This window comes from bacterium, assembly GCA_040755795.1.
GTDB lineage: Bacteria > UBA9089 > CG2-30-40-21 > CG2-30-40-21 > SBAY01 > JBFLXS01.
In genome coordinates this window covers 1-15,642 of the sequence record JBFLXS010000056.1, presented here as the reverse complement: position 1 = coordinate 15,642, position 15,642 = coordinate 1, and the positions used below count along the sequence as shown (strand labels likewise).

Genomic DNA, 15,642 nt, shown 5'->3' with positions numbered 1-15,642 from the left:
ATATCATGATTGATTAACAAATTTGGTTTTGATGTCCTATGTAGGACAATGATTGCATCAATAATCTTTTCTGTTATCTGATTTATTTCCATGTCTTCTCTGTTCCTCTGCGTCTCTGCGGTGAATTACCACCTGAACGGTTACAAAAAATTGTAGTTATTGTCAGACACTACCGAAAATTACAAGACATTAAATTCCATTTCGTGTCCTTCGTGCTCTTCGTGGTGAATAGTTACCTTTTGACTAACTGTTTTTAAGCCTTTTTAAACACCGAAAAACGCGAAAAAACACGAAAAAAAGATATTTTCCTCTCTGTTTCTCTGCGTCTCTGCGGTAAATTACCACCTGAACAGTTACAGCTTTTTATTTAGCTGACCCAATTCGATATGTAATTTGAGCCTTTTGAGACATAGGTGGTAAAATAGCCTCTGCAACAAGGATAGGTTTTTCAAATTGTTTATCTTTAAAAGCGGCAACAATAACATCTTCTTTAATTCCAACCATAACACCTTTTCGTTTTAAGGCAGAGAGGACATCTTCTGGACCAAGCATTAAATTACCCTTTTGGGGAGGAATTATCGTAAAATAAGCCTTAAGTTTATCTTCTGATATATCAATTTTAACTTTTCCACCTATTTCTTGAGTAAGTTGCATAATACCAATTTTAACGGTTGTAGGAACATTTGTCTTACAGGCAGCTATTATTTTAGAAGAATCAATTCCAATAAAACCTTGTTGTTGTGCGGCAAGGATAATATTTTCCGGGCTCACCTTTTTCCCTGAGCCACTTGAAGAAGTAATGTGGAGATATAAACCATCTTCGCGGTTTTCGAATTTAAAACACCCATCTACTGGAGGACCATCTATATCATTTATCTCATTCCATTCTTTTTTCCAATGTTCAGAGGCACCTTGAGGAAATATTCGCAATATAGGTCGGTTAGAATATTCATTAGAAATTATTTCTCCATCTAACCCTTCAGCCGGCAAACCTAATAATTCAGCACCTTTTCTTTTTCCTTCTTCTAAAGATGCCGCCTGCACGATTACTGATGGTGAGAATTGAGGATGTTTAACCTTTTGTTTATGAGTATCTTGTTGAGAGGCAGAGGGGGTAAACTCGATTTTAGGTTCTTGATATTCAGTGGTTGTCATTCCGGATAGTTCTGCTTTAATCGTCAGGCGTTTCAATTTCCGTTTGGGAATCATTGTTCTTCTTCCCAATATCATTTTTACTTTGGGATAAAGTATTCCGTGGATTGAGATATTTCCGCCTTGCTGTATCTTTACTTCGGTTTGTATAGAGGTGCGTTCACTGCCAATGGTCATAGCGTTTATTTCTTTTTTGGCACAAACAACGCCGCCGGCAATTATTCCTTTTCTCCCGGAACAAATTACCCTTTCTCCATTTACTTTACACCCAAGTAATGCCCCTTCTATTAAAATATAGCCTTTTGCCTCTAATGATGATTCTTTAGCCGAGCAAGATTTAATATTCTCTTGTGCAATTATAGTTGCATTTCTAAGTTCTTGTTTTATTTCTACGGTTCCACCTGAATCTATTTCAGCATCTGCTACTGAGCCTGCGATAGTAACATCGGCGGTAGCGTGTATTTTAAATTTCCCCTGCACACTGCCTGAAACTTTCACCTCGCCATCAAAGTCAATATTCTCCTCTACATCTTTAGTTATTTGAATCACTCTTTGGACATCTACACGGTTTCCCTGCCACCTGATTTTTCCAAAAGAGGCGGAGTAAATCCGCAACCCATCTTCAGAGGCATAAACATTCATTCCTAAAATAACAGGAATATCCTCTCCCAGCTGAGGTAATAATTTTTCGCCGGTAACCGTTAATCCTGGTTTACCGAGGGCAGGTGGTTTTTTTACGGCTAATAATTGTCCCGGGATAGCATCATCACCTAATGCTTCTATCTCCCAGGCCAGGTGAGTAGCAATTTGTTCTTCCATTTAACCTAAATTTGCAGTTTCCTTTTCAAGTCGTTCAATATGTCCTCTTCCCAGACCTTTTACGGCACAACCTAATTTCAAGTACTGCTTGATTTTTACATCGGATAAAATGCCAAAACAATCAACGATTGCTACGGATTTACCCACCAACTTTACTAAATTTTCAGGATTAATATCAAGGTAGTGTTTATGTTTAACGGCGAATATAACGCCGTCAACATCTTTAAGACTTGAGTCTAAGTCATCCTGGATTTTGAGGTTTTGAAGATTATCCTGATATTTGAAAAATCGAGCTAATGAATGACCTGGAGCAGGATAAGTATCTTGTTTTTCAAATTCCCACCAATGTTGGAGATAAGGGTCATGAACCGAGATTTTAGCACCCATCTCTGTGAGTTTTCGGACAATAACCTCTGAACCACTATATCGTGTATCGCCTACATCTTCACGATATGCCGCACCCAATAGAAGGATTTTTGAGTTACTAATCTTTTTGCCCATTTTTTCCAATGCCATTTCCATCAATTCTGCCACATGTAATGCCCTTGTATCATTAATATTAATAGATAATGGTGTTATCTTGAAAATATCATCTTTAAAATTAAGGATATTTTTATATGCCCAAACACCTAAAGCCCCATCTTTTGGCAAACAATAACCACCAATACCAGGTCCTGGAAAGACGATATTATTATGTGTAGGGCGGATTTTGATTGCCTCAATAACCTTGGTCAGGTCAACACCATTTCGTTCGGCAAATAAGCTCCATTCATCCAAAAAGGCTAAGATAGTTGCCCGGTAACTATTTTCAATGATTTTTGTTGTTTCTGATTCGAGTGGTCTATCCAGAACAGTTAAAGGATATTCATCGGTATTTAGCACCTCATTTAAAAATTTAACTACCCGCCTTTTGCTTTCTTGATTTACACTGCTACAAACTCGCCAGAAATCACGGATTGAGCTAATGTAATTACGACCTGGCATCACCCGCTCAAATGAATGAGCCAATAAAGGTTCTGTTTCAATATTCCGCTTTTTGAATTCCTCTTTTAATATTGGATACGCAACAAACTCAGTTGTGCCTGGAGCCACGGTTGTTTCTATCAAAACCAGGGCATCAGCTGGCATTTTTTCGCCAATTACTCTTAGCGACTTTTCTAATGCGGCCATATCTGTATTTCCAGTTGAAATATCACCCAGAGATTCTTTCATATAGTCACATTGGACATCGACCACGATTACATCAGCTAAACTAAACGCATAGCCAGTAAAGGTAGCAATTAATGTTTCTTTATCCCGAACACATCGCAAAATCATTGGTTCTACTTCCGGGTCTTCTGCTTTGACGGGTGAAATGCCTCGGTTAAGATAAGGGATTTTCCAGTATGAGCGAGGTGAAGGTCTTTGCATGCCAATAACAAATTTTTGTGGTTTTTTTGTTTTTTTATCGACACTATCAGCAATGATTGCCGCCATAACCGCACCAACAAAACCAATTCCAACAACAACAACAATTTCATAGCCTTCCGCTCGTTTTTTACCTACAATTTCATCTAACCGTTTATATTCAGCCAGATAATCATCCTGTGTTGGAAGCAAAAACTTTTCCCCATTTGGGCTTACTGAATACTCCATAATATTTAACCTCCTTTGTTTTGGTAATTGGTAACTGGTAATTGGTAACTAATTACCATTCACCAATTACCAGTTACCATTCACCAGTTACCAGTTACCATTTAACCGATTACTTATTTTATAATTTCGTGAAGCCCTATTGTGTAAGTATTCAATCCTGAGATATCAGGAGTCAGACACTGAAAGTCTACTCTTCAGAACTGGAATTTAATTTCTTGACAATTCTCTAAATATAGGATAAAATATACCTCGAGGACGAGGAGAAACGCTCATGCCCACAGGGATGGACACAAATGACGATGAAAAATAATAGCACGCTGATGACGCTGATGATGCGGATATTCGCGGATATAAGATAGAAGACAGAAAAAAAGAGAAAAAAATCAGCGAAAATCCGTTAAATCCGCGTTATCCGTGTGCTATTTTAACATTATTTTTCAGGAGAAACGGACATGAGCCAAGGCTCACAAAGGGCAATGAAAATGGGAGAAGGACAACCCCCTAACCCCCTTTATTAAGGGGGAATATCTGTTCTACACCAGAGGATACGAGTCTGTGGATACTATACTAATTCGCTAATCTCTAATTCACTAATTCGCTATTTTCAGGGGAAACGGTCATGAACCGTTAGTTCACAAATGAAGATGAAAATAGTAGATAGGAGATAGAAGGTGGGAGATAGGGAGATAAGCGTGAGGAGTGGTGTTTTCTTTACTTTCTACTCTCTACTTTCTACTCTCTACTTCCTATTTTCAGGAGAATTTAATGCTTTTGTATGGTAAAAATTCTGTTTTAGAAAGACTAAAAACAAAGCCTGAAAGTATAAAAAAGGTATTTTTGCAAGATAATTTTAATGAACCACATATCGAGAAATTAATAATAGCAAATAATATTTCTTTAGAGCGTTTATCTTCAGATGAATTGATTAAAATTAAACCCCAGACAAATACTCAAGGTATAATTGCCAGAGTAGATAAGTATGCTTATACTTCTTTTGAGGATTTGTTGAGTTATTCAACCGCTAACCAATTGACACTTATATTTTTAGACAGGATATATGACCCGCAGAACTTAGGTGCGATTATCCGCACCGCCGCTTGTTTTGGGAGATTTGCGATTATTATTCCTCAATTTGAGGCGTGTGAAGTCAATGAAACGGTTCTACATGTAGCCTCTGGAGGCGAAAATTATATATTAATCTCATTAGTATCTAATCTTCCCAAAGCAATAGTTCTGGCAAAGGAATGCGGATATTGGATTATTGGCGCCCAGGTCAGTGATGATGCTTGTGATATAACCAAAATCCCCTTACTGTTTCCCTTAGGGTTTGTTTTAGGCTCTGAGGGAAAAGGAATCCGTCCTGGAATACAAAAACATCTCGATATAAAGGTGCGTATTCCAATGGAAGGGGCTAAACTTTCATTCAATGTGTCTCTTAGTTGTGCTATCTTTTGCTACGAAATCGTTAAACAACGGAAGTTAAAATAACTCTTTTTCGCTAAATTCGCCTTGAGGCATTAAATTTATAATATGTTTTTTGTTAATTGCCATAAAATCTACTTCATACATTGGTTTTTTCCCCTCAATAGAAAATACTTTGACATTTGTAAGGGCGATATAATCTTTCGCTCCCGCGTTTAACTCATCCAATATCCTGGCATCCTTATAAGTATACATATATGCTTCTATTCGTTGAAATTGCGTAAAAAGAATAACTGACACCTGTGCTTTTTCTACCCACATTTTTCATCACTCCCTTCTTAAATTTGTGTAACCGTTCAGGCTATATATCAAAAGTGTCCGAAAGGGGATAAGGAGATAAGAGTGATATGGAGATAAGATAATAGAAATAGATTGAAATTTATAGAAATAGGTAGAAATTGATTGTGGAAAACAACAAATTTCCATAAATTTCTATTAGTTTCTATTAATTTCAATTTTTTTAATAATATCTCCCTATCTCCTTAATCTCCACATCTCCTTTTGTTACACCACCTGAACGCTTACAAATTTGTTATATTATATAAAATTACTTTCTTTTTGTCAAGAGGCTGACCGAGAATTTTTTAAAAATATTCGTAACCATTCAGGTGGTAATTTACCGCACTGTGTCTGTGCGGTGAACAGTTACAAAGAATTTTGCTTCTCTGTAATCCTCGGTCACCCCTGTCAACTATTTTTTACATACGTCCCTCTTCTAATTTAGCAAATATCATTCTGCCCGCAGTCGTTTGTAAGACAGAACTGACGATTACTCTTACCTTTTGTCCTATAAAATCCTGGCCATTATCGACAACAACCATTGTTCCGTCATCTAAATAACCCACACCTTGACTAAATTCTTTACCCTCTTTAATAATATGAACATTCATCTCTTCGCCAGGAAGAACTACAGGTTTCAATGATTCGGCTAATTCATTTATATTTAATACTCGAACCCCTTCTAATTCAGCAACTTTATTTAGATTAAAGTCATTAGTAAATACCTTTCCACCGCATAACTTTCCTAATCGCACTAATTTACTATCTACTTCTCTAATGTCATTGAAATCAGTTTCGTCTATCTTAACTGGAATATTAACCATTTTTTGTATCTTATTGAGCACATCCAATCCTCTTCTGCCGCGATTTCTTTTTAGTGAATCAGAAGAATCGGCAATCTTTTGTAACTCCTTTAGAACAAAGCGGGGTATAACTAAAATTCCTTCTATGAAACCCGTTTCGCATATATCAGCAATTCTTCCGTCAATAATGACACTCGTATCTAATATTTTTAGTTCCGCATTAGAGACTTTTTCTTTTTCTTTTGCTTCAGATTGAATCCTGGTAAAGGTAAATGCCTTTAATATATCCTCTTCTTTCTTTACCGCAATTATCATTCCCAGATATCCAAAAATTAAACATAGAGCCAAATACAGATACATCGAGAATCTTTGAATTTCAGGGAGATATACACAGGATAAGGCTAATAAATTGGCAATGATTAATCCCAACATTAACCCTAATCCAGCAAAAACAACCTTTACTCCTTGAACTCGAACTAAACATACCTCTATTCCAATAATAGTAAGTCCGAAGCCTAATCCGACTAAGATTCCCATTAAATATTGATTATTCAAATAACCAATAAGGAATCCGACTACTACGGAAAGAAGAACAAACAAAATCCTTCTCATTATATTTTTTTACCTCCTTTAGATTTCGTGAAACCCTGATGAAAAAAAGGCGTAGAAGAAATAATTTTTTCCCCTACGCCCCTAAAAATTCTGTTTAAAAAGATTTTTGTAAGATAATTACAAAATTTTATTATTATTTATAATATTTCCTCAATCATAGCAATTGATTCTTTAATATCAATATCCTTAGCAAAAGATACTTCACTAACAATCATTGATAAAGCATTATCAAAAAGCCTTTTTTCTATAGATGATAATCCATGTTTTTTATGGCGTGAAGAAAGATTTTTTACTACTTCAGCTATTTTATAAATGCAACCACTTTTCATCTTTTCTAAATTATTTGCATATCGTGCCTTCCAATCAGAAATATAATTTATTTCATCATCTTTTTTTCTTAAAATTTCTATTACTTTTGATACCTCACCTCCAGAGATAATTCCTCTTAATTTCACCTTTTCTACTGATGAAGTTGGCACCATTACTCTTATTTTATCCATTAATAATCTTAGAACATAATAACTTTGATTTTTTCCCAGTACCTCATGGTGCTCAATTGACTCTACGATTCCTGCTCCATGTAGAGGATATACTATTCTATCACCTACATTAAACATCATTTTTTCCTTCCTTGCAATTATTATAGCATAATTAATCTCAAAAGTCAAAAGAAAAAAATAAACTTTTTTTACTTATTTCATAACTGCTTATTAATGATAGAGATAGAGAAGAGGGTAAATAGTGAGCAGTGAATAGTGGTCAGTAAGTTTCTGTTCACTGCTTATTGATTCAGTTTGACATTTTCTAAAGCCTCTTTTAGATTTTTGACCCCTATTAAGTCAATTGAATAAGATTTTAGTCCTGCTAAGTTATATTCTGGTAAAATAAAGCGTTCAAATCCCAGTTTACTTACCTCTTCTATCCTTTTTTCAATATAACTTATTCCTCTAACCTCACCGGCTAATCCTACCTCGCCAACAATGGCGATTTTGGAATCAATGGGTTTATCTTTAAGGCTTGAGACCACAGCACAGGCAATGCCTAAATCTGCGCCGGGTTCTACAATTTTCATTCCACCTGTCACATTGACAAAAACATCGTATATTCCAAGATGTAATCCCATGCGTTTTTCTAAAACCGCTAACAGGAGTGCGGTGCGATTGTAATCTACGCCCAGAGTTTCCCTTTTTGCCAGACCAAAGTTAGTCGGGCTGACCAGAGATTGCAATTCAACCAGAATAGGTCTTGTTCCTTCTATGCTGGCTGTAACTACAGAACCAGAAACGCCTATTGGTCTTTGAGACAAAAATGCTGATGAGGGACTATTTACCTCAACCAATCCTTTTTCTTGCATTTCAAATACACCAATCTCATTTGTTGACCCGAAACGATTTTTTACTGCCCTTAAAATTCGATAAGTATTATACTGTGCCCCTTCAAAATAAAGCACGGTATCAACTATATGTTCTAATACCCTTGGTCCAGCAATTGCCCCTTCTTTGGTTACATGACCAATGATAAAGATAGCAATTTGTTTTTGTTTGGCTAAATACATTAATGAAGTGGTGCATTCGCGTACCTGACCAATATTGCCAGGTGAAGACCCTAATTCTGATTTATAAATTGTCTGAATAGAATCAATAATTACTATCTTGGGTTTTATCTCTTCTATCTTGTTGATGATGTATTCAAGGTTACATTCTGTAAGAATATGTAAATTTTTAGAATCAGCATTTATTCTATTTGCCCTTAATTTAATTTGTTGTAATGATTCTTCACCAGAAACATACAATAACAATCCATATTCGGTACTCAACGCATTTGCCGATTGAAGGAGTAATGTTGATTTCCCAATTCCCGGGTCACCACCAATTAAAATTAATGCTCCTGGTACTATTCCACCACCTAAAACTCGGTCAAATTCGTTAATTTTAGTTAATAATCTTTCTTCTTCTGATATTTCAATGTCAGAAATAGATTTTGGTTCGCAAGGGGCTAAAGAAGGATATTTTGAGGCAGGAAGTTTAATTTCTTCTACGAATGTATTCCATTTTTCACATCCAGGACATTTCCCCAGCCATTTTAATGATTCATAGCCACATTCCTGACAATAAAATTTAGTAGTTGATTGATTAATCATCTTATGATACCAACATATTAAAACTTTATAATCACTGAAAATCTATGTGTATTATCTAATTCACCGTAAGGCACAAAGGCATAGTCAAATTGTGAGGATTTTAAGTTAAATCCGGCTCCAACCGTCCAACCTGAATCCAGGTCGTTTTGTGAATTGTAGCCTGCCCGGAGGGTTAAAGTAGGATTAAAAAGATATTCTACACCAATATTTATTCTGGTGTTATTATCTTCTGGTTTAGTTATATCAGTGGCTAAAAGTAATTTATTCCTTTTATAAGAAATACCCATTTTATAAGTAAGTGGTAGATTTTCAGGCTGTTGAACGAATTTTAATTTTGAGCCTAAGTTTTGCACCACAGCCGCGGTTTTAAATCCCTCTTTTGCTGATTCTAAATGCAAAATACCAATATCTATGGCAAGAGCCTTTGCCTTTTCATTTTCTATCTTTTGCTGGATAACTTTTCCCGTAATTCCCAAATAAGTATTTTTATTTGCCGCTAATGAATAGGCGATATTCAAGGCACAATCGTAAGCAGAAAAATCCCCAATTGGGTTATCATTCATATCTTTTCCTTCTAAATCACCCATTCGTAGATAAGTCAGACTAACTGCACTCACCCCTCTGTCTGTCGGCTGACAATAGGCTAAAAACTCATATTTAATATCATACAGCCATTCATTGTGCATAAAGGTTGCTTGTTTTTGATTAATCTGGTATAGGCCGGCTGGATTCCAGTAAACAGCATTAATATCATCGGATACAGCACAAAATGCCTCACCCATACCAGACGGTCTTGCCCCAGCACCTATTTTTAAAAACTGAGCAGCGCACATCCCAGCTTTTTCATTTGTCTTAGCCTGAACATAAGTAAAGGATATTACTAATCCCATTACTAATAATATTACATATCTCTTCATTTTTTTACACCTCCAAAATTTACAGTTCTTTTTTTACCTCACAGTTTTTTTAAGTAGAAAGTGAGATGTCCGAAAAGAAGTTGATTCTCATAAAAATAGCCGTAAGAATAGAACACGGATGACGCGGATTTGACGGATTTTCGCTGATTTTTTTCTCTTTTTTCTGTCTTCTATCTTATATCCGCGAATATCCGCATTATCAGCGTCATCAGCGTGCTATTCTTCTGAGGACTATTTTGGGGTCAGACCGTGAATGTTGAATGTAAAAGGAACTACTTTCTACATTCAAGGTCTGACCCTAATTCCTTTCCGTCAACTATTTTCTCAATTCGAGGTCTGACCCCCTCTGCTCCCCTGACCCCCTCTGCTCCCCTCCTTTAATCACTCACGAGGAGTGAGAGGCGGTCCTGGTGGTGGTGGTGGTGTAAATTGTAACCATGCCTTTGTTGCTATTCCCTGCGTATTCTTGTCCGGATTGCGCCAATGTAGTGTCCCTTTCCATTGGTTGTCCTCGTAATCGTAGCTGAGAACTGCCCGTACATTGTAGACAGTAAATATGAACTGCTCGTTGTTTAGAAGCCACAAACATTGGCATTCCAACCCTATTTGAAGAAAGTTCCAGTAGTCTAACAATGCAGCGCCATCAACAGGGTACGGTTCAACATTTACTGTTGGTGTTCCTATAAAGCGATAACCAGCGAGATCGAAATGAGGGAGGGTTGCACCCGGACTTGGCATCTCTACTCCTAATTCGTACACATAATTATCAGAATCACATAACCACGCAGTGATCACCCGATGACTTATCGCAGTTGCAGTCATAGTGAGCATAAAGCTTATTGCTAACAGTGTTGTTAATATCGCCTTTTTCATCTTTTATCACCTCCTTTTGTTAAAAATTATAGTAGCTTTTCCTATTCCTGCCTTCTGAATTTTTACTTAATTTACTTCATGCAAGGATAGATCGACCTTCGCTACATACTACTATAAGAAGGATATGGGGTCAGACCTCGAAAAGAAAATTAAGAATATTTTCTACTTTCTTTTTAAAAAGTTTTCTCAAGACAATCTAAAAATCGATGACAATCCTCATCAATGAGAAATATCCTCCCTTGAGCAACTTCCCTTGACATAACATGATAAACTGCATCCTCATATTGTACTCTCCCTGGTCTTGCCATAATACTTTTATAATATCATACACCTTTGACTTCGTCAACTATTTTCTCAATTCGACAAGCTGTTGACATAAAATCTACCTTTTTTTCTTATCGGTTTTGACTTTAATTTTTAACATAAGAAGTCCGACAACTTAAAAACTGGGTTTTATGAATAATATCTTTAAAATCTTAAATCTTTCTCCTCTCTGAGGTAAAATTATAGCATTTAAAACACACCTATATTGAGAAAAACGATAGCCTTTACTTGAAATAATGAACCTTATAATTCCATATCACTCTTTGTCCGAACAAGTTTTTCAATATTTGCTGAACTTACTGACATCAATTGTTGAATCCTTATCATCTCTTTATTCCGATAAAGTGCTCTACGCAACAGATGATAATCTTTTAGATGACCTATACCTGCTTCCATCCTTAATCGCATCTTTATCGCTTTCTTAGGACTATTTTGGGGTCAGACCGTGAATGTTGAATGTAAAAGGAACTACTTTCTACATTCAAGAGGCTGTTGACAAGAAAAAGTATAGTCCCTTTGATGAGGAAGAAGTTTTAATGTATGTATAACTCTATTAAAATAAAGCACTTGAGAGGTTACACTTAAATTTACATGGATTTATTCACACATTCATCTATCAAAACATTGATTATAAATAAAAATTTGCACCAGCATTGCATTCACTCCAAGTCCTTAATTCTCAAGAGGTTGTGTAATATTCACCCCCGTTATACCGCTGAAAAGATATGTCAACAGCCTGTCAAGGTCTGACCCTAATTCCTTTCTAAATATCGCTTGCGATTTTGAGAATTTTCAAAAAAGTATCTATGAGGTTTATCGCTTTTACCACACCAGGATATGTATCCTCATCTTCTCCCTTGAGAGGAGGATAGGGCACTGCTGAGGAGCAACCTGAGCGCCTCTCAATGCCACATACAGGATATGTATAATACCAAAAGGTCTGATGTTGACCTCTCAGGAGAGGAGATTAGGAATATATTAACTAAAGTGATAAATGAGACACCTATTATAGCGAATTTCAAGGTTGAAAGAATCCCTACATACCACGACCAGGATGCCCTAAAAGTCAAAAAACGATTTTTTTAGGGGTAGGAGGATATTTTTTTCTTGACTTTTCTTTACATAGATGCTTTTTGGGCATTTTGGATGTTACCTTCACTTTTGCTCATTATGGAAACATTTTACCACAAGTTTTACCCTATGTCAACAAAAATTTTGGTCCGATCACCAAAAAGATCAAAAGTTAGACTCAAAAATAGCTTTGAAACTATTTTGGGGTCCAAGATGTGACCCCTACTATTCCTTCTATTATATCAAAAACACATCACAAAAAGATAGTCTCTTTTTTCCTTTGCAGATTTTTTTGTTAAATACCATCAAAACATTCCATTGTAGGGCTTTAAAGAGATAAAGATTCCATATCTGGTTTCTTAAGTTTTGCCAAAGGCATAGTATAGCCATAGTTATCCTTTCTCCTTTAGTAGCCATTGGGTTGGGGGTGGAAGACCTAATATATCAAAGGCCTCTTGTATTTCGTTTCCCTTTTTCCCAGTTTTTCCATTTTCCCTTATTTACACTTTCAGATGGCTAAAGTGTTACGAAAAGTTTATAGTGACCGTATTTATGTGGTTGTTTGTGCCTAATCCACCATCTCCTGCTAAATGCGGGTTACTACGAACATAACCCCAGATTACCGCAGGATACCTAATTTACCAACCTTCTTATTTCCCGCCGGGTCTTTGATGAGGTAGATGTAGACGCCAGAGGCAACTTTTTCGCCATCAGAATTGCGGACATCCCAGTCTTGCCGTGATTTTGTTACTGGTATTTCACGCACTAATTCACCCGCAATAGTGAAAATCTGGATGATAGAATCGCTGGTTAGTTTATCGAAATAGATATAGGTATGGCCTTTGCCACTGGCATAATACGGGTTAGGATAGACAAATGCCTTTTCAAGGGTAGTTTCAAAACCAAGATTAACTGTAATCAGACCTGTTTCAGCAACAGTTCCTGCTCCTTCAACCCTGATAGTTCCAATTCCTACATTTGTCGCATAAAAGATTGTCCTTGTTCCTACTTGCGGTATGACATTGCCAATATTATTTGTCACTGTCCATGTTCCACTGAGATACCCTATCGAATTATTATCCCCATCATAACCCCGATAATAAAGGTCAAGCGTTTCATCCGTAGTCATTGATTGCGTCCCAATCGGATTTCCTGCCTGGTCTTCTATCCGCACATAATTAAGTGCAGCGCTAACGGTAATCACATCGGTTGTATCAGAATGACCTGCACCATTATCAACCTTGATTGTTCCTGTCCCGACTTTCCTGGCGTCAAAGGTTGTCTTAGTCCCTACTGCTGGGGATACAGTACCAATATCACCATTCACAGTCCAGGTGCCCGTTACATCGCCAATAAGGTTATCATCCCCATCATAACCCCGGCAATAAAGGTCAAGCGTCTCATCCGTAGTCATTGATTGCGTCCCAATCGGATTCCCTCCCTGGTCTTCTATCCGCACATAATTAAGTGCACCAACGCCAACGGTAATCACATCGGTTGTATCAGAATGACCTGCACCATCATCAACCTTGATTGTTCCTGTCCCGACTTTCCTGGCGTCAAAGGTTGTCTTTGTGCCTGCTTGTGGGGCAACATCACCCAGATTACCTGGTGTTACTGTCCAACTCCCACTGACATCACCAATCAAATTATTATCCGCATCATAACCTCGACAGTAAAGGGTTAATGAGCCATCTGTTGGCATTGAATAATTGATAATTTCATTCCCTCCAGAATCTTCTATCCTGACATAGTTTAAAGCTCCAGGGATAACTGTTACCGCCGCTGTGCCTTCAAGGCCATTATACTTACCAGTAATCATCCAGTTTCCAGCCTGACCAGGATTATAGACATTAACCGTAAATGTTCCTTTCGGGTCAGTGGTTATCCATGTCGTCTCTTCGCTTACATCCCATAAATTATTTTGTGCATCTTGAGCCGTAGCAGTGTAGGTCGCGAATTCATCTGCGGTTAAGGTCTTAGTCGCTGGTGAAATGGTAATTGAGGTTACTGTTCCTCCTGTAACTGTAATCGTCCCGGTCATATCTGTTATCGTCCCTCCAGTTATCACTGCTTTAATCGTGCCTGAACCAATCGTTATCGCTGTAAAAAGTGTATTTGTGCCCGTAGTTGGTGATAAAGTCCCAATTAGGTCACCTTCTATACTCCAGGTTACCGCAAGATAGCCAACTGTTGTCGTGCCGCAATAGCCCAGAGCAAACAGCGGTAATGTTTCCCCTGCCCTCATTGTCAAAGTTCCCACTTCGTTATTCGTCTGGTTGACTATCTTGATACTATCTATGGGTATGTCTCCTCTGGGTATGTATCCGTAAGTCTTGTCAACAGGGACTCCGCCGCTCGTACCGCCAAACATCAGTACTGTTACTGTTAATGTATCGCGACCTTGGGATTGAAATGCCACAGCCTTAGCGCCGCTTAAGGCAACAGGCATATCTGTCCGCTGTGTCCAGGTATTGTTGGCTGCGTTAAATTCCCATGTATCTTTGAGATCACCACTGCGAACTTCGTATACCCCTCCATATATCCAAAATAAATCTCCGCTGTATGCTCCGGCACAAGCTGTCCTCGCCTCAGGGATACTGCCCGAGATGGTCAGCTTCTCCCAGGAGTTTTGGCCGGGGTCATATACTAGCATATCGTTGCTATATCCCTCCTTGGTAGTTCCGCCAAAAACATACATTTTTCCGGCAAAGACCGCCGCACTTGCACCACCCCGTGCTCCGAAACTCGAGGCGGCCTTTTGTTCCCAGGTGCCAGAGCCTGGCGTATAGCTCCACAAAGATGGCTCGGTCAGGTTGAAGTCGCTCCCATATCCTCCAAAAGTCAAAATACGGCCGTCTGGAATACACATAGAGGTGTGTAAAAATCTGACAGGTGGAGTAGTAGTACCCCCAGAAGGCTCTTGTTGCCAGGTATTAGCAGAAGGGTCGTAGCTCCATATATCGCTTAAAACATTATATTCGCCATCCACCCCAAAGAATATATACATGTTTGACAGTCGGATTCAGTTCCTGCCACTGGTCGGCCTAGAGGCTTCCTGAAAGAATAAATAGCAGTGCTATAAATACTATGCTTATCTTTTGTCGGGTAGACATCTTCAACAACCTCCTTAGTGTTTTGGGTATTATACCCATTTGTGCCCCGTTAGAAATACCTACTATTGATTGTTTCACTCCCCCTTTTTCATCATCCCACTACTTATAGACATTTCTATACGGGGTGTGCCTATTGTGAAGATATTTTACTACAAATTTTATCCTTTATCAACAAAAAAATTTCGACCTGTGAAATAGGTTTTAAAGAAAAATAGAAAAACTTCCGATAAAATACGAATGTGTTGGGACTATTTTGGGGTCAGACCGTGAATGTTGAATGTAAAAGGAACTGCTTTCTACATTCAAGAGGCTGTTGACAAGAAAAAGTATAGTCCCTTTGATGAGGAAGAAGTTTTAATGTATGTATAACTCTATTAAAATAAAGCACTTGAGAGGTTACACTTAAATTTACATGGATT

At 37.6% G+C, this 15,642-nt stretch carries 13 protein-coding genes; 1 reads left to right on the top strand and 12 read right to left on the bottom strand.

Annotated elements, in window-relative coordinates; genetic code table 11:
- Positions 1-363: 363 nt before the first annotated feature.
- Complete coding sequence (locus tag AB1414_05965) at positions 364-1,971, bottom strand: flagellar assembly protein A (protein ID MEW6606987.1); 1,608 nt, start codon at positions 1,969-1,971, stop codon at positions 364-366.
- On the bottom strand, positions 1,972-3,606 hold the full coding sequence (locus AB1414_05960; protein MEW6606986.1) for a UDP binding domain-containing protein: 1,635 nt from the start codon (positions 3,604-3,606) through the stop codon (positions 1,972-1,974).
- 771 nt (positions 3,607-4,377) lie between these two features.
- On the opposite strand from AB1414_05960, the gene rlmB reads away from it, so the two are divergent.
- Positions 4,378-5,094, top strand: coding sequence for a 23S rRNA (guanosine(2251)-2'-O)-methyltransferase RlmB (rlmB, locus tag AB1414_05955; protein ID MEW6606985.1), 717 nt, complete (start codon positions 4,378-4,380; stop codon positions 5,092-5,094).
- Here the strand turns inward: rlmB and AB1414_05950 are convergent.
- The 10 genes from AB1414_05950 to AB1414_05905 all read right to left on the bottom strand — a co-directional run bounded on the left by AB1414_05950 (position 5,086) and on the right by AB1414_05905 (position 15,117).
- The gene (locus AB1414_05950; GenBank protein MEW6606984.1) at positions 5,086-5,349 is read right to left on the bottom strand and encodes a hypothetical protein; all 264 of its coding nucleotides are present in this window, start codon (positions 5,347-5,349) and stop codon (positions 5,086-5,088) included. The two genes, rlmB and AB1414_05950, sit on opposite strands and share 9 nt — an antisense overlap.
- A 6-nt stretch (positions 5,350-5,355) precedes the next feature.
- Entirely contained in the window at positions 5,356-5,514 is a 159-nt protein-coding gene (locus AB1414_05945) for a hypothetical protein (protein ID MEW6606983.1), read from the bottom strand.
- A 272-nt stretch (positions 5,515-5,786) separates the two neighbouring features.
- A complete protein-coding gene (locus tag AB1414_05940) occupies positions 5,787-6,785 on the bottom strand; it encodes a TRAM domain-containing protein (GenBank protein ID MEW6606982.1) in 999 nt (332 codons plus the stop codon).
- A gap of 134 nt (positions 6,786-6,919) precedes the next feature.
- A complete protein-coding gene (locus AB1414_05935; protein MEW6606981.1) occupies positions 6,920-7,402 on the bottom strand; it encodes a CarD family transcriptional regulator in 483 nt (160 codons plus the stop codon).
- Between the two features lie 161 nt (positions 7,403-7,563).
- Positions 7,564-8,922, bottom strand: a complete 1,359-nt coding sequence (gene radA, locus AB1414_05930) for a DNA repair protein RadA (GenBank protein ID MEW6606980.1) — start codon at positions 8,920-8,922, stop codon at positions 7,564-7,566.
- A 17-nt stretch (positions 8,923-8,939) separates the two neighbouring features.
- On the bottom strand, positions 8,940-9,839 hold the full coding sequence (locus AB1414_05925) for a PorV/PorQ family protein (GenBank protein MEW6606979.1): 900 nt from the start codon (positions 9,837-9,839) through the stop codon (positions 8,940-8,942).
- 381 nt (positions 9,840-10,220) lie between these two features.
- Entirely contained in the window at positions 10,221-10,712 is a 492-nt protein-coding gene (locus AB1414_05920; GenBank protein ID MEW6606978.1) for a hypothetical protein, read from the bottom strand.
- A 173-nt stretch (positions 10,713-10,885) separates the two neighbouring features.
- On the bottom strand, positions 10,886-11,020 hold the full coding sequence (locus tag AB1414_05915) for a hypothetical protein (protein ID MEW6606977.1): 135 nt from the start codon (positions 11,018-11,020) through the stop codon (positions 10,886-10,888).
- Between the two features lie 259 nt (positions 11,021-11,279).
- Positions 11,280-11,444: a hypothetical protein gene (locus AB1414_05910; protein ID MEW6606976.1), complete on the bottom strand. Its 165-nt coding sequence runs from the start codon at positions 11,442-11,444 to the stop codon at positions 11,280-11,282.
- A 1,282-nt stretch (positions 11,445-12,726) separates the two neighbouring features.
- Positions 12,727-15,117, bottom strand: coding sequence for a kelch repeat-containing protein (locus tag AB1414_05905; protein MEW6606975.1), 2,391 nt, complete (start codon positions 15,115-15,117; stop codon positions 12,727-12,729).
- Between the last annotated feature and the right edge of the window lie 525 nt (positions 15,118-15,642).